This is a genomic window from Curtobacterium sp. MEB011, assembly GCF_030209655.1.
GTDB classification, from domain to species: domain Bacteria; phylum Actinomycetota; class Actinomycetes; order Actinomycetales; family Microbacteriaceae; genus Curtobacterium; species Curtobacterium poinsettiae.
On the sequence record NZ_JARVRN010000006.1, the window covers coordinates 250728 to 268924 of the forward strand.

The 18197-nt window shown below is 70.4% G+C and carries 20 protein-coding genes and 1 tRNA gene; 10 read left to right on the forward strand and 11 right to left on the reverse strand.

The annotated features are described in order from the left end of the window. Positions 1-48: 48 nt before the first annotated feature. Together QRN30_RS08430 and QRN30_RS08435 are read right to left on the reverse strand one after the other, a co-directional pair. Entirely contained in the window at positions 49-537 is a 489-nt protein-coding gene (locus QRN30_RS08430) for a ribose-5-phosphate isomerase (protein ID WP_017886031.1), read from the reverse strand. 46 nt (positions 538-583) lie between these two features. Beyond that, on the reverse strand, positions 584-1225 hold the full coding sequence (locus QRN30_RS08435; protein ID WP_083389427.1) for a helix-turn-helix domain-containing protein: 642 nt from the start codon (positions 1223-1225) through the stop codon (positions 584-586). Here QRN30_RS08435 and QRN30_RS08440 point away from each other — a divergent pair. Then, on the forward strand, positions 1224-1742 hold the full coding sequence (locus tag QRN30_RS08440; protein ID WP_071252249.1) for a GNAT family N-acetyltransferase: 519 nt from the start codon (positions 1224-1226) through the stop codon (positions 1740-1742). The genes QRN30_RS08435 and QRN30_RS08440 overlap by 2 nt on opposite strands. A gap of 66 nt (positions 1743-1808) precedes the next feature. Here the strand turns inward: QRN30_RS08440 and QRN30_RS08445 are convergent, their stop codons facing one another. After that, positions 1809-2462, reverse strand: coding sequence for a mycothiol-dependent nitroreductase Rv2466c family protein (locus QRN30_RS08445; RefSeq protein ID WP_259496435.1), 654 nt, complete (start codon positions 2460-2462; stop codon positions 1809-1811). Positions 2463-2582: 120 nt separating this feature from the next. Between QRN30_RS08445 and pepN the strand changes: the two genes are divergently transcribed. The 3 genes from pepN to QRN30_RS08460 all read left to right on the forward strand — a co-directional run bounded on the left by pepN (position 2583) and on the right by QRN30_RS08460 (position 6799). Continuing rightward, positions 2583-5162, forward strand: coding sequence for an aminopeptidase N (pepN, locus tag QRN30_RS08450; RefSeq protein WP_017886035.1), 2580 nt, complete (start codon positions 2583-2585; stop codon positions 5160-5162). Between the two features lie 75 nt (positions 5163-5237). Beyond that, positions 5238-6308, forward strand: a complete 1071-nt coding sequence (locus QRN30_RS08455) for a mechanosensitive ion channel family protein (protein ID WP_262160224.1) — start codon at positions 5238-5240, stop codon at positions 6306-6308. After that, positions 6305-6799 (forward strand): globin, encoded by a 495-nt coding sequence (locus QRN30_RS08460; RefSeq protein WP_017886037.1) that lies wholly within the window; start codon positions 6305-6307, stop codon positions 6797-6799. Before QRN30_RS08455 ends, QRN30_RS08460 begins: the two co-directional genes overlap by 4 nt. A 310-nt stretch (positions 6800-7109) precedes the next feature. Here QRN30_RS08460 and QRN30_RS08465 read toward each other — a convergent pair whose 3' ends face one another. After that, positions 7110-7952 carry an NAD(P)H-binding protein gene (locus QRN30_RS08465; protein ID WP_031259241.1) on the reverse strand — a complete coding sequence of 281 codons (843 nt, stop codon included), beginning with the start codon at positions 7950-7952 and terminating at the stop codon, positions 7110-7112. Positions 7953-8032: 80 nt separating this feature from the next. After that, positions 8033-8734, reverse strand: coding sequence for a DUF8185 domain-containing protein (locus tag QRN30_RS08470; protein WP_031259242.1), 702 nt, complete (start codon positions 8732-8734; stop codon positions 8033-8035). Between the two features lie 92 nt (positions 8735-8826). On the opposite strand from QRN30_RS08470, the gene QRN30_RS08475 reads away from it, so the two are divergent. Next, positions 8827-9690, forward strand: a complete 864-nt coding sequence (locus tag QRN30_RS08475; protein WP_017886040.1) for an acyl-CoA thioesterase — start codon at positions 8827-8829, stop codon at positions 9688-9690. On the opposite strand, the gene QRN30_RS08480 is transcribed toward QRN30_RS08475, so the two are convergent. Together QRN30_RS08480 and ettA are read right to left on the reverse strand one after the other, a co-directional pair. Further along, the gene (locus QRN30_RS08480; protein WP_263137206.1) at positions 9677-10129 is read right to left on the reverse strand and encodes an acyl-CoA thioesterase; all 453 of its coding nucleotides are present in this window, start codon (positions 10127-10129) and stop codon (positions 9677-9679) included. The genes QRN30_RS08475 and QRN30_RS08480 overlap by 14 nt on opposite strands. A gap of 32 nt (positions 10130-10161) precedes the next feature. After that, the gene (gene ettA, locus QRN30_RS08485) at positions 10162-11847 is read right to left on the reverse strand and encodes an energy-dependent translational throttle protein EttA (RefSeq protein ID WP_017886042.1); all 1686 of its coding nucleotides are present in this window, start codon (positions 11845-11847) and stop codon (positions 10162-10164) included. Between the two features lie 189 nt (positions 11848-12036). On the opposite strand from ettA, the gene QRN30_RS08490 reads away from it, so the two are divergent. After that, positions 12037-12771 carry a hypothetical protein gene (locus tag QRN30_RS08490; RefSeq protein WP_017886043.1) on the forward strand — a complete coding sequence of 245 codons (735 nt, stop codon included), beginning with the start codon at positions 12037-12039 and terminating at the stop codon, positions 12769-12771. A gap of 73 nt (positions 12772-12844) precedes the next feature. Here the strand turns inward: QRN30_RS08490 and QRN30_RS08495 are convergent, their stop codons facing one another. From QRN30_RS08495 to msrA, 3 genes are all read right to left on the reverse strand, one after another. Then, positions 12845-13537, reverse strand: a complete 693-nt coding sequence (locus tag QRN30_RS08495; protein WP_052481732.1) for a single-stranded DNA-binding protein — start codon at positions 13535-13537, stop codon at positions 12845-12847. A gap of 119 nt (positions 13538-13656) precedes the next feature. After that, complete coding sequence (locus QRN30_RS08500) at positions 13657-13860, reverse strand: hypothetical protein (RefSeq protein WP_017886045.1); 204 nt, start codon at positions 13858-13860, stop codon at positions 13657-13659. Positions 13861-13897: 37 nt separating this feature from the next. Continuing rightward, complete coding sequence (gene msrA, locus QRN30_RS08505; RefSeq protein WP_042538560.1) at positions 13898-14425, reverse strand: peptide-methionine (S)-S-oxide reductase MsrA; 528 nt, start codon at positions 14423-14425, stop codon at positions 13898-13900. Positions 14426-14575: 150 nt separating this feature from the next. Between msrA and QRN30_RS08510 the strand changes: the two genes are divergently transcribed. Both QRN30_RS08510 and QRN30_RS08515 read left to right on the forward strand, forming a co-directional pair. Next, positions 14576-14842: a hypothetical protein gene (locus QRN30_RS08510; RefSeq protein WP_017886047.1), complete on the forward strand. Its 267-nt coding sequence runs from the start codon at positions 14576-14578 to the stop codon at positions 14840-14842. Between the two features lie 89 nt (positions 14843-14931). Continuing rightward, the gene (locus QRN30_RS08515) at positions 14932-16236 is read left to right on the forward strand and encodes a hypothetical protein (RefSeq protein WP_284760885.1); all 1305 of its coding nucleotides are present in this window, start codon (positions 14932-14934) and stop codon (positions 16234-16236) included. Between the two features lie 73 nt (positions 16237-16309). On the opposite strand, the gene QRN30_RS08520 is transcribed toward QRN30_RS08515, so the two are convergent. After that, positions 16310-16382, reverse strand: a tRNA-Arg gene (locus QRN30_RS08520). Between the two features lie 110 nt (positions 16383-16492). Here QRN30_RS08520 and QRN30_RS08525 point away from each other — a divergent pair. Continuing rightward, on the forward strand, positions 16493-17284 hold the full coding sequence (locus tag QRN30_RS08525) for an acylneuraminate cytidylyltransferase family protein (RefSeq protein WP_071252240.1): 792 nt from the start codon (positions 16493-16495) through the stop codon (positions 17282-17284). After that, a complete protein-coding gene (locus QRN30_RS08530; RefSeq protein WP_017886049.1) occupies positions 17281-18153 on the forward strand; it encodes an N-acetylneuraminate synthase family protein in 873 nt (290 codons plus the stop codon). The genes QRN30_RS08525 and QRN30_RS08530 overlap by 4 nt, the downstream gene beginning before the upstream one ends. Positions 18154-18197: the final 44 nt, after the last annotated feature.

Consider the following 18197-nt stretch of genomic DNA (forward strand, 5'->3'; position numbering starts at 1 on the left):
CTTGTCTACTCGGTGCTGCTCGGTGTTGCTGGACCGTGGGTCCGAGCCCTACGCGTCGATCTGGCGACCGGCGATCAGCCCGGTGGTCTCGTACTCGGCGAGCTGGGCGATGCGGCGGGCGTGGCGCTCCTCGCCCGAGAACGGCTCGGCGATGAACAGGTCGACGAACCGGATCGCCTCGTCCTCGGTGTGCTGGCGCGCGCCGATGGAGATGACGTTGGCGTCGTTGTGCTGACGGGCGAGCAGCGCGGTCGACTCGTTCCAGACGAGCGCGGCCCGGATGCCCTCGACCTTGTTGGCGGCGATCTGCTCGCCGTTGCCGGAACCGCCGAAGACGACACCGAGGGCCTGGACACCGTCGCGCTGGTCCTGCACCACGGCGTGCGCGGCGTTGATGCAGAACGAGGGGTAGTCGTCGAGCGCGTCGTACTCGGTCGGACCGTGGTCCACCACCTCGTGCCCGGCGTCGGTCAGATGGGTTGCGAGGGTCTTGTTGAACTCGAGGCCGGCGTGGTCCGTTCCGAGGTGGATGCGCATGGAACCGATCCTATTCCTGCGGCTCCGGGGCCTGGACCACCACGGACTACGGTGCGCGGACCACCACGACGAGGTACCGGGTGGGGTCCTCGCCCGGGTTGCGGTAGACGACGTCGGCGGGGTCGCCGAGCTCGATCCGGTCCCCCGCCGCCAGCCGCGTCGGCTCACCGCCGACGACGACCTCGAGCACGCCGTCGACGACCCAGATGCAGTGCCGCAGGAACGCGTAGGCGGACGCCGGGTAGGCCACTTCGCGGCCGGCCGGGAGGCGCACCTCGGTGACGTCGGCGGGGAACGCTGCGCTCGAGACCGGACGGCGGCGGTACCCGGTGTCGGGATCGGTCCAGGAATCGGCGGTCGCGCCGCGTTGCACCCCACGCGCCTCGTCGGGGTCCGTCGCCCTGGGCACCTCGTGCTCCAGGGCATCGTCGAGGAGCTGCGAGATCGTCAGGCCGAAGGCGCCGGACAGGCGACCGAGGATCGTCGCGGTGGGGCTGGAGACCCCGCGCTCGACGCGGTTGATCATCGCGCGGGAGACGCCGGACTCCTCGGCGAGCTCGGTGAGGCTCCACCTGCGCTCGCTGCGGAGGCGCTGGAGCCGTTCGCCGAGCGCCCGCTGCTCGGCGACCGAGGTGTCGTCGGCGCCGGTTGCGGGATCGGCATGCGCGTCGTCTACGATGTGAGACATGACGACAGCATATGCGACGAACGGGGTCGTGATCCGCGACTGCACCCCGGCCGACCTCGACGTCGTGCACGCCCTGCACGTCGATGCCGTCCTGCACTCCACCGCCATCTGGCAGGACATCCCGCACCCGCGTCCGTACTTCGACGGGTGGCTCGCCGAGCGGCAGGGCGGCGGGTACCCGGTGGTCGTGGCCGAGGTCGACGGGGTCGTGGCTGGCTACGCGACGTACTCGCAGTGGCGGCAGCCGGACGGGTACCGGCAGACCGTCGAGCACAGCGTCTACGTGGTCGAGGCGTTCCGCGGCCGGGGCATCGCGACGACGTTGATGGCCGAGTTGGTCGCGCGGGCCACCGCCGAGGGCCGACACGTGATGATGGCCGGGATCTGCAGCACCAACACGGGGTCGATCGCCCTGCACGAACGCCTGGGCTTCGCCACGGTCGCGGTCGTGCCCGAGGTGGGACGCAAGTTCGACCGCTGGCTCGACCTGACGCTCATGCGGCTGCCGCTCATCTGACGCGACGGGCGGGGCGGGCGCACCACGGGCCTCCCGGCCACCCGTCCCCCGCCGGTCAGCGCCGGATCAGTCGGTGGTGTCGAAGATCGGGCCGACGGTGCGCGAGCGCTTGAGCTCGAAGAACGCGGGGACCTTCGCGACGGCGACGACGCCGTCCCACAGGTCGAGCGCCTCCTGGCCCTTGGGGGCCGGGGAGATGACCGGTCCGAAGAACGCGGTGCCCTCGACGGCGATGACCGGCGTGCCGACGTCCTGCCCGACACGGTCGATGCCGTCCTGGTGGCTGGCGCGCACGGCGGCGTCGACCTCGTCGGTCCAGGCGTACTCGAGCAGGTCGGCGTCCAGGCCGAGCTCCGCGAGCACGGCGGGGACGACCTGCTCGGGGTCGGACTCCTGGCGGTGGTGGATGTGCTCGCCGAGGGCGTCGTACAGCGGCTTCACGACGTCCTGGCCGAGCCGGAGCTTCGCCGCCGCGACGATGCGCGGGTAGACCTGGCCGGCGTGCAGGCGCTCCTTGTAGCTGTCCGGCACGTCCTGGTCCTCGTTGAGGACGAACAGGCTCATCACCTTCCACGTCACGTCGAGGTCGCGGTGCTCGGCGACCTCACCCACCCAGCGGCTCGTCATCCAGGCCCAGGGGCAGTTCGGGTCGAACCAGAACTCCACGGCGGTGCGCTCGGTGGTGGGGTCGGTCGGGTTGTCCACAGTCGTCTCGGTCACGATCCGAGCGTACGCGGCGTCGCTAGGCTGGAGCCCATCGTCCCGCCGGCGCACGACGCCGTCCGGGGCCCCGTACGCGGACACCGATCGTCCGCGTCCCCAGCGAAGATGGAGCGTTGCGTGCCCGGAGAGAACCTCACCCGAATCGAAGCCCAGGAGCGCGCGGCCGTCGTCGCCGTGCAGACGTACGACGTCGAGCTCGACCTGACCCGCGGTGCAGAGAGCTTCGGCAGCACCACGCGGGTGCGCTTCACCGCCACCGCCGGCGCATCGACCTTCATCGACGCCATCACGAAGACCGTGCACTCGATCACGCTGAACGGCACGGCGCTCGACGTCGCCGCGGTGAACGACGGCGTCCGCATCCAGCTCGACGACCTGCAGGAGCAGAACGAGCTCGTGGTCGTCAGCGACGCGCTGTACACGAACACCGGCGAAGGCCTGCACCGCTTCGTCGACCCGGTGGACGACGAGGTGTACCTGTACTCCCAGTTCGAGGTCCCCGACTCGCGCCGCATGTTCGCGGTGTTCGAGCAGCCCGACCTGAAGGCCGAGTTCTCCTTCACCGTGACGGCGCCGTCGCGGTGGCAGGTCGTCTCGAACTCCCCCACGCCGGAGCCGCACGTCGACGGCGACGTCGCGACGTGGGCGTTCCCGCCCACCGCGCGCATCTCGAGCTACATCACCGCGCTCGTCGCCGGCCCGTACGAGGTCGTGCGCGACGAGCTGACCAGCCGCGACGGCCGGACGATCCCGCTCGGCGTGTTCGCGCGCAAGTCGCTCGCCTCGTACCTCGACCCCGAGTACGTGTTCGAGACCACGAAGAAGGGCTTCGCGTACTTCGAGGAGAAGTTCGACGTCGCCTACCCCTTCGACAAGTACGACCAGCTGTTCGTGCCGGAGTTCAACGCCGGCGCGATGGAGAACGCCGGGGCCGTCACCTTCACCGAGACCTACGTGTTCCGGTCGAAGGTCACCGACGCCATCAAGGAGCGCCGGGTCGTCACGATCCTGCACGAGCTCGCTCACATGTGGTTCGGCGACCTGGTCACCATGAAGTGGTGGAACGACCTGTGGCTCAACGAGTCCTTCGCCGAGTGGGCGTCGACGATCGCCACGGCAGAGGCCACCGAGTGGACCGAGGCCTGGACCACGTTCCAGGCGATGGAGAAGTCCTGGGCCTACCGCCAGGACCAGCTCCCCTCGACGCACCCGATCGTCGCGACGATCAACGACCTCGAAGACGTCCAGGTCAACTTCGACGGCATCACCTACGCGAAGGGCGGCTCGGTCCTCAAGCAGCTCGTCGCGTGGGTCGGCATCGACGCGTTCTTCGCCGGTGTCTCCGCCTACTTCAAGAAGCACCACCACTCGAACACCGAGCTGCGCGACCTGCTCGTCGAGCTCGAGGCGACGAGCGGCCGTGAACTCACCGAGTGGTCGAAGCTCTGGCTCGAGACCGCGGGCGTCAACACCCTGCGCCCCGAGATCGAGACCGACGAGTCCGGCGTCATCACGTCGTTCACGGTCCTGCAGGAAGCCCCCGCCGACTACCCGACGCTGCGTCCGCACCGTCTGGCCATCGGCGTCTACGCGTTCCGGAACGACGAGTCCGCACCGTTCGGCGCGGACACGGCATCCGCCGGCGGCAAGCTCGAGCGGGTCCAGCGCGTCGAGATCGACGTCGACGGCGCCCGCACCGACGTGCCCGAGCTCGTCGGCGTGCACCGCGGCGACCTCGTGCTCCTGAACGACGACGACCTGGCCTACGCCAAGATCCGTCTCGACGAGCACTCCCGGCGCACCGCGATCGAGCACCTCGCGTCCATCGCGAACCCGCTCGCCCGCTCGATCGTCTGGGGTTCCGTGTGGGACGCCACGCGCGACGCCGAGTCCCCCGCCAGCGACTACGTCCGCCTGGTGCTCGGCAACATCGCGACCGAGACCGAGTCGACCACCATCCGCACGACGCTCTCGCAGCTGCTGCTCACCGCACGCAACTACGTGGCGCCGGGCTCGGTCGAGGCCACGGTCCGCACCGTCGGCGACACGCTCTGGCAGCTCGCGTCCTCGGCCGAAGCCGGTTCGGACGCGCAGTTCCAGTTCGTGAAGTTCTTCGCGCAGATCCCGTCCACGCCCGAGCACGTCGCGACCCTGCAGGGACTGCGCGACGGTTCGGTCACGCTGCAGGGCCTCGAGATCGACACCGACCTGCGCTGGGAGCTGCTCGAGGGCCTCGTGCTCGCGGGCGCCGCGGGCAGCACCGAGATCGACGCCGAGCTCGCTGCGGACAAGACCGCGTCCGGCGAGCAGGCCGCGGCCCGCGCCCGGGCGACGATCCCGACGGCCGAGGGCAAGCTGGCGGCGTTCTCGTCGCTGGTAGACTCGTCCGAGCTGCCGAACGCGATCGTGCGGCAGACCACGGTCGGGTTCCAGCACGTGAACAGCCCGGTCCTGCTCGAGGGCCTCGTGCCCAAGTACTTCGAGGTGCTCACGCGCATCTGGGCCGAACGCAGCTACCACATGGCGGACACCATCGTCTCGGGCCTCTACCCGGCGCCGCTCGCGTCGGCCGAGCTCCGTGACGCCGCCGCCGCGTGGCTCGCGGAGCACCCGGAGACGCCGGCGCTGCGCCGCATCGTGTCCGAGAGCCTCGCGGGCACCGAGCGGGCGCTCCGGGTCCAGGCCGCGGACGCCTGAACCCTGCGCTGATCCGGCGGGGTCTTGGTGTTCCTCCAGGGACGCCGAGGCCCCGCCGCTTAGCATCGACCGGATATGAACCTGGCTGCAGCAGACACCACCGACGTCCCGAAGTGGGCGTCCAACGCGTTCCTCCAGTTCGTCGACGCCTGGCAAGCACCGATCACGATCGTCATCACGATCCTCGCGGCGATCGTCCTCCGGCTGATCCTCCGTCGCATGATCAAGCAGGTCGTCGACCGGATCGTGAACGGCGTCAAGAAGCGTCAGGGGGCGGCCGACACCCAGGCCCTCATCGCCTCCCCCGTGCAGACCGCGCGTGTCGTGCAACGGACCCGGACGCTCGGCAGTGTCCTCGAGAACCTGGCCACCGTGGTCGTCGTCGTGATCGCGCTCGTGGTCATCGCCACGGCGTTGTGGAAGGGTGCTGCGGTCGGCATCGTCGGCGGTGCGTCCCTCGTCGCGGCCGGCCTCGCCGTCGGCGCCCAGTCCATCGTGAAGGACCTGTTGTCCGGCATCTTCATGATCCTCGAGGACCAGGCCGGCGTCGGTGACGTCGTCGACACCGGGCAGGCCACCGGCGTCGTCGAGAACGTCGGGCTGCGCGTCATGCAGATCCGCGACGTGAACGGCATCCTCTGGTTCGTCCCGAACGGGCAGATCCTGCGCGTCGGCAACCTGTCCCAGGGCTGGTCACGGGTGCTCGTCGACATCACCGTGCCGTACGACACCGACATCGACGCCGTGCAGGACGCCCTGCTCAAGGCCGCCGTGACGATGTCGCAGGAGCCGCGCTGGCGCCAGCGGATCGTCGAGAAGCCGGAGATCTGGGGCCTGCAGTCGATCACCGACGCCGGGATGGTCTTCCGCCTGGTCGTGAAGACCCGCGCCTCCGAGCTCGACGTCGTCGGCCGGGAGCTCCGCACCCGACTGAAGCACGCCGTCGACGAACTCGGCATCACCCTGCCCGCGATGGCGATGATCATGCCCGAGGGCTGGGAGAACGCCACCTCGATCAACGGGCTGCGCACCGTCCGCACCCAGCCGATGGCTGCGACCACGAAGCCGCGGCGCACCAAGCGCAACATCCTCGGGCAGCCGATCCGCACGGACGACGAGCCCGACAGCGGGAAGGACCCCCGATGACCGACCTCACACCCCCGACCGGCCCGGGTGGGCCAGGAGCACGCGGTTCGCTCGGCATGCCCGGCGTTCCCGCGCAGCCGATCACCCTGCGCGTCGGTGAGCACGGCACCTCGGCCACCGGGTCGCTGTACGAGCGGATCGGCGGTGCCCCCACCTTCGACCGGCTCGTCCGGCGCTTCTACGAGGGCGTGCAGCAGGACGAGGTCATCTGGCCGATGTACCCGGCCGACGACCTCGAGGGCGCGATCTGGCGCCTGTCCGCCTTCCTGCAGCAGTACTGGGGCGGGCCGGGCACGTACAGCGAGCAGCGCGGGCACCCCCGTCTGCGGATGCGCCACAACCCGTTCCGCATCACGTCCGAGGCGCGGGAGCGCTGGCTCCACCACATGCACGAGGCGGTCGAGTCGCTCGAGCTCGCTCCCCTGGACGAAGCCGAGCTCTGGGGCTACCTCGACCGCGCTGCCCACGCGATGACGAACACCTTCGACTGACGCGCGTCCGGCGCGGACGCCGTCGTGTCGTCGAGACGCCTCCGGATCCGGCGGCGTCTCGACGCTCCCGCGGTGTCTTCCGCGGACGCCGGCGTGCAGTGATCGTCACGAGCGCCGGACGGGAGGCCCGTGGCGGCGTCGCCACGGGCCTCCCGTCCGGCGGTTCCTGCGTTCTCGTGCTGGCGAGACGCCGGCGTCTCCGTCCGACGCCGCCACGTGCGTTCCGCGCCTCCGAATTCGACGGCGTCTCGCGGAATCGGCGGCGTGCCCGCGGGACGCCGGCGTCTTCGGGCAGTGCGTCTCAGCGCGGTCAGCGGACGTACGAGCCGGAGGCGAGGTCGTCGACCAGCGACGGCCGTGACGGCCGCCAGCCGTGGGCCGACCGGGCGTGCGCGCCGGACGCCTCTTGGTGCAGCAGCAGCGCGTCGGCGAAGTCCTGCCCGAGCCGTTCGCGGCTCGCATCGACGCTCTCGGCGACGACCGGTGCACCGTGGGCCCCGGCCTCGGCGAGCTCGCGCACGGTCGGGTTGTCCCCGGTCGCCGCGACGATGTACCCGTCGAGCTCGCCGCGGTGCAGCGCGAGGACGTAGAGCTCGCCGAGGTCGTCCACGTGCACCGTCGTCCACCGCTGGGAGCCATCCCCGACCAGCCGCACCGGCTGCTCGCCGTCGCCGACGAACATCGCCGGGATGCCGGCGCCGCGTCCGTACACGATGCCGGGCGCGACGATGGTGCTCCGGACGTCGCTGGCGCGCAGCAGGGCCTCGTTCGGACCGCGCCACGCGGTCAGCGCCGGCGGGTCGATCGGCGATTGCTCCGAGATGTCCGTCGAGTCGCCGAAGGTGAAGATCCCGCCGGTGTGCACGAACGGCTTGGGGGTGCCGGCCAGTGCAGCGATCGCGGTGCGGATGAAGTCCGGGTCGACGTCCGGGGCCGATGCCGTGTGGACCACGCCGTCGCTCTCGTGCAGCAGCCGTTCGACGACCTCGGTGTCGGTGACGTCACCGACCAGGGCTCGGCCACCGGCGTCACGGACGTGCTGGGCCTTCTCGTCGGACCGGACGAGTGCGGTGACCTCGTCGCCGTGGGCGACCAGGGAGCGGAGGACGGAGGAGCCGATGTAGCCGGACGCACCGGTGAGGAAGACGTGCATGCGGCCAGCCAACCACGGCGGCCGGGCGGCGTGGTCCGCGGCGGTCATCGTCCTCGCCGTCTTCTTCGTCGTCGTCGTCGTTACGAGCTCAGGGTCCAGGCGCGCCGCTTCACGAGCACGTGGCCACGCGAGGTCGTGAGACGGCTCCACGGACCGGTCTCGAACAGGCGCACCGGGTCGTGCCCGAGGAAGCCGAGGCTCTCGCCGGCGAACCCCGCACCAGCCGGCAGGTGCTCGACGCCGGGGACCGGTCTGCCCCAGACCTCGGCACGGATCCGCCGGACGATGGCCTCACCCGAGTTGGACGGCACGGCGTCCGCGACCTCGGCGATGCCGTCACGGGTGGCCCGGCGGAGGAGTTCGGGCGAGACGTCCGGCAGCGGGACCCAGCCACCGCGGGGCGGCGAGATGGCCGCCCACGTGACCGTGTGGACCTCGTGCGGCAGCTCGACCTCGATCGGGGTGGCCCGCGTCGGGTCCGCGCCCTCGGCGTGCTCGGCGTCCTGCGTCTCTGCCAGCAGGCGGAGACGCTCGAGCAGCGACTGCAGCGGCACCACGGTGTCGATCGAGGCGGGCTCGGTGAGCGAGAACGTGCGGAGACCGAGCACCGTCGGCAGCTCGTCGAGCAACCCGAGCGGGTAGAGGATCGCCGTGTACACGGCCAGGACGCCCGAGTCGGCGATGAGCCGGACCGAGCCGTCCTCGATCCGAGCGGCACGGCCGAGGTACGTGCGGAGGTCACCGAGTGAGGCGGCGTCGGGAAGCGTGAACGAGTTGCCCATGTCGTCCACGATCCTACCGGCCGTCGACGTCGCACCGCCTGGGCGTGGTGACCCTGCATCGAGGCCGGGCAGCCGTTCGTAGACTGCACAGCGTGAACGGCGAACCCGACTTCCTGCGGACCCTGCGACTCGAGGACACCGGCGCGAGCACGGGCGAGACGATCCTGACCGGTGCCAGCCACTGGTCCCCCGGCGGACGGGTGTTCGGCGGGCAGGTCCTGGCCCAGTGCATCGTCGCCGCGCAGACCACGATCGACGGTCGCGACGTCCACTCGATGCACGGGTACTTCCTGCGGCCGGGCGACGTCGACGTGCCGATCACCTTCGCCGTCGAGCGCATCCACGACGGTCGTTCGTTCGCGACCCGCCGCGTGCAGGCGTACCAGCGCGGCGTCCCGATCTTCTCGATGATCGCGTCGTTCCAGGTGCCGGACACCGGTCTCGAACACCAGGACCCGTACCCGGTGGACACCCCGGACCCGGAGTCCCTGCCGTCGGCCGCGTCGATCCTGTCCGCCATCGACCACCCCGTCGCACGGGCGTGGGCCGCACGGTCCATCGACCTGCGGCACGTCGAGGGTCCGGTGTTCATCGACGTGCAGGGCGAGCACGTGCCGCACCAGGCGGTCTGGTTCCGGGTGCAGGGCGACCTGCCCGAGGACCCGGCGCTGCACCGTGCGGTGCTCGGCTACGCCAGCGACATGTCCATCCTCGAGCCGATCATGCGGCGGCACGGCGTCGCCTGGGGCACCCCCGGTGTGAAGAGCGCCAGCCTCGACCACGCGATGTGGTGGCACCGCGACGGTCGCGCGGACGAGTGGATCCTGTACACGCAGGAGTCCCCGAGCGCGCAGGGCGGACGGGGACTCGCGTTGGGGCGGATGTTCTCCCGCGACGGTCAGCTGCTGGCCACCGTCGCCCAGGAGGGCATGATGCGGGTGCCTACGGGCGGCTGAACTGCACCGGGTCCTCGAGGTAGCGCTCACACGCGGCACGCTCGGGGTCGGTCAGCCGACGCGGACGGTTCGTCGCCGCGTCGACCATCACGAGTGCGGTCGTGGCCCGGGTGTACAGGACCGCGGGGGACTGTCCCACGGGCGACCAGACCTCGTACGAGACGTCGATGCTCGCACCGCCCACCCGCCCGATCCACATCTGGATGTCGAGCGGCTGACGGAGGTACGGGATCGATGCCAGGTACTCGAGGCGTTGCCCGGCGATGATCGTCATGGTGCCCGAACCGGGCCGACCGTCGATGATCGGCTCGGGCAGGGCGCCGTCGGGGTCCTCACCGGGGTCGGCACCCCAGAACCCCACGATGCGCGCCTCTTCGAGGAGGCGCAGCATCGCGGAGTTGTTGACGTGGCCGTAGGCATCGATGTCGCTCCACCGCATGCGGATGGGAGCGTGCAGTCTCGCCACGCGGGTCAGTCGCGGGTGAGCTTGCGGTACGTCGCGCGCCCGGGCTTCGCGGCATCGGCGCCGAGGCGCTCGATCTTGTTCTCCTCGTACGCCTCGAAGTTGCCTTCGAACCAGTACCAGTTCGGCGTGCCGTCCTCGTTCAGGCCTTCCCACGCCAGGATGTGCGTGGCGATGCGGTCGAGGAACCACCGGTCGTGCGTGATGACCACGGCGCAACCGGGGTACTCGAGCAGGGCGTTCTCGAGGCTGCCGAGCGTCTCGACGTCCAGGTCGTTGGTCGGTTCGTCGAGCAGAAGCAGGTTGCCGCCCTGCTTGAGCGTCAGCGCGAGGTTCAGACGGTTGCGCTCACCACCGGACAGGATGCCGGCGCGCTTCTGCTGGTCCGGCCCCTTGAAGCCGAACTGCGACACGTAGGCGCGGGACGGGATCTCGGTCTTGCCGACCTGGATGTAGTCGAGTCCGTCGGACACGACCTCCCACAGGTTCTTGTTCGGGTCGATGCCGCCACGGCTCTGGTCGACGTACGAGATGTCGACCGTGTCGCCGATCTTCAGCGTGCCGCCGTCGAGCGGTTCGAGGCCGACGATCGTCTTGAAGAGCGTGGTCTTGCCGACACCGTTCGGGCCGATGACGCCGACGATGCCGTTGCGGGGCAGCGTGAACGAAAGGTCGCCGATGATGACGCGTTCACCGAACTGCTTGCGCAGGTGCTCGGCGTCGATGACCTGCGAGCCCAGACGCGGGCCGACCGGGATCACGATCTCCTCGAAGTCGAGCTTGCGGGTGCGCTCGGCCTCGGTGACCATCTCTTCGTAGCGAGCGAGACGGGCCTTGGACTTCGCCTGGCGGCCCTTGGTGTTGCTCCGGACCCAGTCGAGTTCCGAGGACAGGCGCTTCGCGAGCTTGGCGTCCTTCTTGCCCTGGACCTCGAGGCGGGCGCGCTTCTTCTCGAGGTAGGTCGAGTAGTTGCCCTCGTACGGGTACAGGCGACCGCGGTCGACCTCGGCGATCCACTCGGCGACGTGGTCGAGGAAGTACCGGTCGTGGGTCACGGCGAGGACGGCACCGTGGTACTGCTGCAGGTGCTGCTCGAGCCAGAGCACGCTCTCGGCGTCGAGGTGGTTGGTGGGCTCGTCGAGCAGGAGCAGGTCGGGCTTCTGGAGCAGGAGCTTGCAGAGCGCGACGCGGCGCTTCTCACCACCGGACAGGTGCGTGACGAGCTCGTCCCCCGGGGGGCACTGCAGCGCGGCCATCGCCTGGTCGAGCTGGGAGTCGAGGTCCCACGCGTCGGCGGCGTCGATGTCTTCCTGCAGCGTGCCCATCTCGGCCAGGAGCGCGTCGAAGTCGGCGTCCGGCTCGGCCATGAGCGCCGAGATCTCGTTGAAGCGCGCGAGCTTGCCGTGGATCTCGCCCACGCCTTCCTGCACGTTCTCGAGCACGGTCTTCGTCTCGTCGAGCTCCGGCTCCTGCATGAGGATGCCGACCGTGAAGCCGGGCGTGAGCTTCGCTTCACCGTTGGACGGCTGGTCGAGACCCGCCATGATCTTCAGGATCGTCGACTTGCCAGCACCGTTCGGTCCGACGACGCCGATCTTGGCACCGGGGAGGAACGACATCGTGACGTCGTCGAGGATCAGCTTGTCGCCGACCGCCTTGCGGGCGCGGACCATCTGGTAGATGTACTCAGCCATATCGGCCCCAAGTGTAGTGACACCGTCGGAGCAGCGCTCGCCCGACGCCGGATCGCCGCTTCCCGCACCTGTACGAACCGGCCTGTTGTTCGCGTCACGGACGACGTAGCTTTGCCTCACCCAGCAACCTGGGGCCCGTCGCCCACCACGACGAGGACCAGGATCAGGACCACGGACAGGACGAGGACCATGACCACGCACACGACAACGACCCCGTCGCGGCTCCGCCGCCTCGCGCTCCCCTTCGTCGGAGCGATCGCACTCACCGTCGGACTCATCGCACCGGTGTCGCCGGCATCCGCCGTGGCCCTGCCGAAGGGCGCCCCGTACCTGCTGTACACCGCGAGCATCAGCGCGAACGGCTCGGGGACCGGCTACTCGTCGTACATCAACGTGCACGACGCCCACAACAACGCCTACGCCTTCGGGATCCAGTCGGACAAGGGCTCCACCGTGAGCAAGGGCAAGCCGCGGTACATCTGGGAGCGCGTGCAGAACGGCAAGTTCACGTACGGCTACCTCGGCCCGGCGACGAACAAGCTCACCCCGATCGGCATGCGCTGGTACAAGAACGACGTCGCGACGATGATCGTGAACCACAAGACCGTCGCCAACCTGAAGCTCAACCTGGACGGACGGCTGTTCTTCAACGCCGAGGCCAACGCCCGTCTGAACGGTGACGTCGTGCACTCGACGGTGCAGAACACCCGCATCACGGTCGGCGACCGCAAGTCGAACACCGGGCTGAACGGCAAGTGGAACACGGGCTTCTCGTTCCACGGCCTGAAGGCCACGCAGACCAACAGCCCGCGGGTGCAGGGTGCGAGCTTCAAGATCGACGGCCGTGTGACCGGGCTGCCCCGCGGTGGCAACTGGGACACCGACCAGGTCTCCGGCATCGGGATGATCGCCCAGAAGTGGTGACCGACGCGAGGCGGTGAACCGCACGCGGAACACGCGGCCTGACCCGGCGCACCGACTCCGATCGGCTGCCGGGTCAGGCCGCTTCGTCGTGGTCGGTGCGGTCGGCGTGGTCGGCGTGGTCGTCGAGGGGTGGCGCAGGGTCCCAGGGCGCGGCGTCCTGCTCGAGGACGTGTTCGGACGGCCCCGCTGGCTCCGTGCCGTCCCCGAGGGTCGGTGCGCCGTGCAGCGCATCGGCGTCGTCGTCCGACCCCGGGTCGGTCGACGGTGCGTGTTCGTGGGGCTCTGCGGTGTGCTCCCCGCGGTCGGGTCCGTCCGCGGCGCCGTGACCCACAGCGGGGTCACGGACCTCGCCGGTGCGGGGGTCCACCCCACGCAGTCCACCGTGACCCGATGCGGCGTCGCCGACCTGCCGCGGAACCCGCAGCCAGTTGCTGATCCCCCACGCCAGGTCGTGGCCGATGCCGTCGGCGTCGATCTCGACCGAGGTCCCGCCACGACCGTCGCGTTCCCACGTGCGGATGCGAACCCGGCCGGCGACGACGATCCGGTCGCCCTTCTTCAGGGACTTGAACACGTTCGACGCGAGCGACCGGAACGCGGTGACGGTGTACCAGTTGGTCGCACCGTTGACCCAGGCCGAGGTGGCCCGGTCCCAACGACGCGAGGGTGACGCGAGCCGGAGACTCGTGATGGCGATGCCGGTCTCGGTGACGAGGTGCCGGGGCTCGGTGGCGACGATTCCGCAGACGGTGATGATGTCGTTCATGGGTCGATCGTCACGGAGCCCGGGGCTGCCTCAGCAGCCCCGGGCTGGATCTGTGGCGTGTGGACCCGATCAGGCGACCTGTGGAGGACGAGTCCCCCGGGCCTCCTGTCCGGACCCGCTCAGTGCGCTCGGAACTCGGGCCGGGCGGCCAACGGTCCGAGCGCGGCGTGGACCGCGCCCTTCGCGGACTCGAGGGACGGGTAGGGCCCGCCCGCCCGTCGGCGTCCGTAGAGCTCGACCTCGAAGCCGTCCGCCGCGCGGTGGATGCTTCCCACTGCTCCGGCCGGACCGATGGCGACCCAGGTTCCCGTGTTGTCCGTCATGTTCGAACCACCTCCTCGTGGCCCTGCCGCCCCGGGGTCAGGACGCCAGGATGTACTGACTGTAGGCCTTCCGGACCTTGTTCACCTTGGGCAGCGCGACCGCGAGGCAGTAACCCTGCCCGGGGTTCTTCGCGAAGAAGTCCTGGTGGTACTCCTCTGCCGTGAAGAACGTCGAGAGCGGCTCGATGGTTGTGACGACCCCGCCGTCCCAGATGTCCGACGCCCGCTCGATCGCGCGCTCGAACAGCTCGCGCTGCGCGTCGTCGGCCGGGAACATCGCCGAGCGGTACTGCGTGCCGACGTCGGCGCCCTGCCGGTTCAGCTGACGGGGGTCGTGCAGCGTGAAGAAGACGTCGAGGATCACCTCGGCTGGGATCACCGACTCGTCGAACGTCACCGCGACCGCCTCGGCGTGCCCCGTCGTCCCGGTGCACACCAGTTCGTAGGACGGGTCGTCGACCTGTCCGCCGATGTAGCCCGACACCACGTCCTGCACACCCTGGAGCGTGCGGTACACGGCGTCGAGACACCAGAAACATCCACCTGCGAGCACGAACGTGGTCATGACGACACCCTCTCTCCGGGCCACGCGTGCGGCCCACTCGTTCCTCCACAACAGTGTGCGCGGAGACCCTGTTCCCCAGATCGGACGGCACCCCTCGGCGTGTCGGTGGTCCCCCGTAGCGTCGGCACCACACCGACCAGGAGGCCAGCGATGCAGACCATCACCGAACCCGCACTGCGGATCCGCACCGTCCCGCTGGCCCGCGCCCGGGGCGACTACCGCATCCTCGACGTCCGCGACGACCTGAGCCGCGTGACCCGGGCCAACGGTGAGATCGTCGGCTACGTCGACCGCATCGACGTCGCCGGCGACACCGCCTACCGTGCGCGCCGGTACGTCGCGACCGAGCGCCGGTTCGTCGAGCTGCCGAGCGTCTGGTCCGCCGACGACGCCGTGGACACCCTGCGCTGGTCATGATGTTCCACATTGGAATCATCTGCGCTGGGATGCGCGGAACGCCGTCCGACCTCCCCGACGCCTGATCGTCCCGTGGGTATGGTGCGCACATGGACTGGTGGAACGACCTGACCGACTGGACTTCGTCCGACACGGGGTGGCGGGTGCTCTCGGGCGCTGTGATCCCCTTCGTCGCGATCGTCGTGGCTGGTGTCATCGCGGCGCTCATCGGGCGCAGCGCGACCAAGCGGGTCGTGGCGCTGCAGGAGCGGGAATCGAAGAACGCGGCCGTGGCCGCGATCCTGACGGCTGCGCGCAAGGCTGCCGCGTGGGGATCGCTCGGACACGACGAGCGCGCCTACGCCGACCACCTGGCCGAGGACGCCGACATCCGGCTGCGCCTGCTCGCCGTGCAGGGTGCGCCGCTGGCCGCCAACTGGGCCCAGCACGAGATCGCCGACATCAAGAAGAACTCGTCGACGTTCAGCTTCCAGGCGGACCAGTCCCTCGCCGAGTTCCGTGACCGCCTGCTCGACTGGCAGGCACGTCCGAGCCGTGCGCGCAAGCTCTTCAAGGCCGACCTCGAGCGCTGGAAGTTCGAGTCTCCGGACCCCGACGCCGACCTGATCAAGCGCCAGCAGGACTGGAACGCCGACCAGGGCGAGGCCCCGCGCACCCAGGCGCAGGCCCCGGCCCCGGTTGCTCCGGTCGAGCGCGCCACCCCGACGACGACCTCGCTGCGTCCGGCGCAGCGCCCCGCATCAGCGCCTTCGGTCCCGGCAGCCACCGCACCCGCTGCTGGTTCGCCCGCTGCCGGTGCGGCTGCGCCCGGAACCGCAGCCGCCGGATCCACCGGTGGGACGACCCCGTCGTTCTCGGTGAACCGCGGTGCCGGCACGAACCAGAACCGCGGGAGCACCGACCCGAACGCCACACGCTCCTTCGGCGAGAACACCACCCGCGTCTACGGCGACGACGAGGCTGCGCCGCCGGTGCGCCCGGCGCTCGGCACCCCGACCTCACCCGCACGCTCCACCCCGCGTCGCAGCACGGACGAAACCGAGGCCGTGGACGACGCCAGCGCCACCCGTGCCTTCGGCGGCGCGAGCGCCACCCGTGCGTTCGGCGACACCGACCGCGCACCGCGGAACGACCGCCCGTCCTCTACCGACCGCGCCGTCGCGACGCCCACGGCAGCCGAGGCGCACGTCAACCGCACACCGGCGAACGACGTCCCGCCGGCGTCGGCTCCCCGGGTCGAGACCCCCGGAACGACGAACACCACGTCCGTCCCGACGCGTCTGGGCCAGGCCCCCGCCGAACCGGCCGACGCGAACGAGACATCGGAAGCGCCGTACACGCAGCCGATCAGCGCCGCCGAACTCCGGCGCCGCGCCGCGGACGACGACGAGTAACAGCCGCCACGACGCCACAGCGACGAGAACAGGGCCGCCATCCGCACAGGATGGCGGCCCTGTTCGTCTTCGGTGCCCCCGGCAGGAATCGAACCCGCGGCACGGTGGGTAGAAACCACCTGCTCTATCCACTGAGCTACGGAGGCAAGCAGCGTCGATTGTAGCGCCGTGACCAGATCCGGCGGTTGCCCAACGGTCGGCCGCCGTCTGCTCTCCGTTCCCCTCCGGGACACCCGCGCTTCGTAGCGTCCGGAGCATGCGCACCACCGGTTCCGTCCTCGCCGTCGTGCCCGCGCGTGCCGGGTCGAAGGGGATCCCCGGCAAGAACCTCCGCACCGTCGCGGGTCGTTCGCTGGTCCGTCGTGCGGTCGAGTCGGCTCGGCTGGCCGCGAGTATCGACGAGGTGGTCGTCACGACCGACGGCGACGCGATCGCCGCTGAGGCGGTCGCCTCCGGTGCCGCCGTGGTCCGCCGTCCGGCCGAGCTCGCCGGTGACGAGGCATCGTCCGAGTCCGCGCTGCTGCACGTCCTCGACGCGATCAGCACGCCACTGCCCGAGGTCCTCGTCTTCCTGCAGGCGACCTCGCCGTTCATCGACCCGGCCGACCTCGACGCCGCCGTCGCGCGCGTGGTCGACGGGCACGCCGACGCGGTGTTCGCGGCCGCAGCGTCGCACGCGTTCCTGTGGCGGACCGCGCCGGACGGCACCGCGGTCGCGGTCAACCACGACGCTGCGACCAGACCGCGCCGCCAGGACCGTGAGCCGGAGTTCCGCGAGACCGGCGCGTTCTACGTGATGCGGACGTCGGGGTTCCTCGAGCACCGGCACCGGTTCCACGGCCGCGTCGAGCTGGCCGTCGTCGACGGTGCCGGCGCGATCGACATCGACGACGAGGCCGACCTGGCCCTCGCCGAAGCCCTCGCCGGCGCGCGGAACGAAGCCCCCGGCCACGGCCACGCACGCGTCGGCGCCCCTGCCCCCGCACCCACCACGACCCGAGACCCATCCCCGACGCGGGCCACCCCCGCACCGAACGGAGCACCATGACCGTCACCATCGGTACGTCCACGATCGGCGCGGGCCACCCCGCCTACCTCATCGGCGAGATCGGCCTGAACCACAACGGCGACGTCGACATCGCGAAGCAGCTCATCGACGTCGCTGCCGACGCCGGCCTGCAGGCCGTCAAGTTCCAGAAGCGCACCCCCGCGATCTCCACGCCGGAGCACATGAAGAACACCCCGCGCAGCACCCCGTGGGGCGACATGACCTACCTGGAGTACCGCTACCGCGTCGAGTTCGACCGCGACCAGTACATCGAGATCGGTGACCACGCGACCCTCCGCGGTCTCGACTGGTTCGCGTCGCCGTGGGACGAGCCGTCGGTGGACTTCCTCGAGGACCTCAACGTCGTCGCCTACAAGATCGCGTCGGCGTCGGTGACGGACCTCGGGATGCTCGCCGCGGTCGCCGCGACCGGCAAGCCCGTCATCCTGTCGACCGGCATGTCCACGCTCGAGCAGATCGACGCCGCCGTCGAGACCCTCGGCACCGACCGCCTCGTCCTCATGCACGCGACGTCGACCTACCCGCTGCCCGCCGAGGAGGCGAACCTCCGCATGATCGACACGCTCGCCCACCGGTACGCGGGCGTCCCCGTCGGCTACTCCGGCCACGAGCCCGGCCTGCAGATCTCGATCGCCGCGGTCGCCCTCGGCGCCACGGCCGTCGAACGGCACATCACGCTGGACCGCACGATGTGGGGCTCCGACCACGCCGCGTCCCTCGAGCCGCACGGTCTGAAGACGCTCGCCCGTGACATCCGCATCATCGAGACCGCCCTCGGCGACGGCGTCAAGCGCATCTTCCCCGGCGAGCAGGCACCGCTCGCGAAGCTGCGTCGTGTCGGCGCGTGAGCGCATGCAGTCCCCATCCGGGCACCGGCGAGCAGGCACCGCTC

Excerpts from the sequence above, each read along its gene's own strand:
- QRN30_RS08440 (WP_071252249.1), top strand. The coding sequence starts at position 1,224 with ATGACGACAGCATATGCGACGAACGGGGTCGTGATCCGCGACTGCACC.
- QRN30_RS08500 (WP_017886045.1), bottom strand. The coding sequence starts at position 13,860 with ATGACGGACAACACGGGAACCTGGGTCGCCATCGGTCCGGCCGGAGCA.
- QRN30_RS08530 (WP_017886049.1), top strand. The coding sequence starts at position 17,281 with ATGACCGTCACCATCGGTACGTCCACGATCGGCGCGGGCCACCCCGCC.
- QRN30_RS08465 (WP_031259241.1), bottom strand. The coding sequence starts at position 7,952 with ATGCACGTCTTCCTCACCGGTGCGTCCGGCTACATCGGCTCCTCCGTC.
- msrA (WP_042538560.1), bottom strand. The coding sequence starts at position 14,425 with ATGACCACGTTCGTGCTCGCAGGTGGATGTTTCTGGTGTCTCGACGCC.
- QRN30_RS08525 (WP_071252240.1), top strand. The coding sequence starts at position 16,493 with ATGCGCACCACCGGTTCCGTCCTCGCCGTCGTGCCCGCGCGTGCCGGG.
- QRN30_RS08455 (WP_262160224.1), top strand. The coding sequence starts at position 5,238 with ATGAACCTGGCTGCAGCAGACACCACCGACGTCCCGAAGTGGGCGTCC.
- QRN30_RS08435 (WP_083389427.1), bottom strand. The coding sequence starts at position 1,225 with ATGTCTCACATCGTAGACGACGCGCATGCCGATCCCGCAACCGGCGCC.
- QRN30_RS08490 (WP_017886043.1), top strand. The coding sequence starts at position 12,037 with ATGACCACGCACACGACAACGACCCCGTCGCGGCTCCGCCGCCTCGCG.
- QRN30_RS08480 (WP_263137206.1), bottom strand. The coding sequence starts at position 10,129 with ATGCGGTGGAGCGACATCGATGCCTACGGCCACGTCAACAACTCCGCG.
- ettA (WP_017886042.1), bottom strand. The coding sequence starts at position 11,847 with ATGGCTGAGTACATCTACCAGATGGTCCGCGCCCGCAAGGCGGTCGGC.
- QRN30_RS08470 (WP_031259242.1), bottom strand. The coding sequence starts at position 8,734 with ATGGGCAACTCGTTCACGCTTCCCGACGCCGCCTCACTCGGTGACCTC.
- QRN30_RS08495 (WP_052481732.1), bottom strand. The coding sequence starts at position 13,537 with ATGAACGACATCATCACCGTCTGCGGAATCGTCGCCACCGAGCCCCGG.
- QRN30_RS08510 (WP_017886047.1), top strand. The coding sequence starts at position 14,576 with ATGCAGACCATCACCGAACCCGCACTGCGGATCCGCACCGTCCCGCTG.
- QRN30_RS08515 (WP_284760885.1), top strand. The coding sequence starts at position 14,932 with ATGGACTGGTGGAACGACCTGACCGACTGGACTTCGTCCGACACGGGG.
- QRN30_RS08430 (WP_017886031.1), bottom strand. The coding sequence starts at position 537 with ATGCGCATCCACCTCGGAACGGACCACGCCGGCCTCGAGTTCAACAAG.
- QRN30_RS08460 (WP_017886037.1), top strand. The coding sequence starts at position 6,305 with ATGACCGACCTCACACCCCCGACCGGCCCGGGTGGGCCAGGAGCACGC.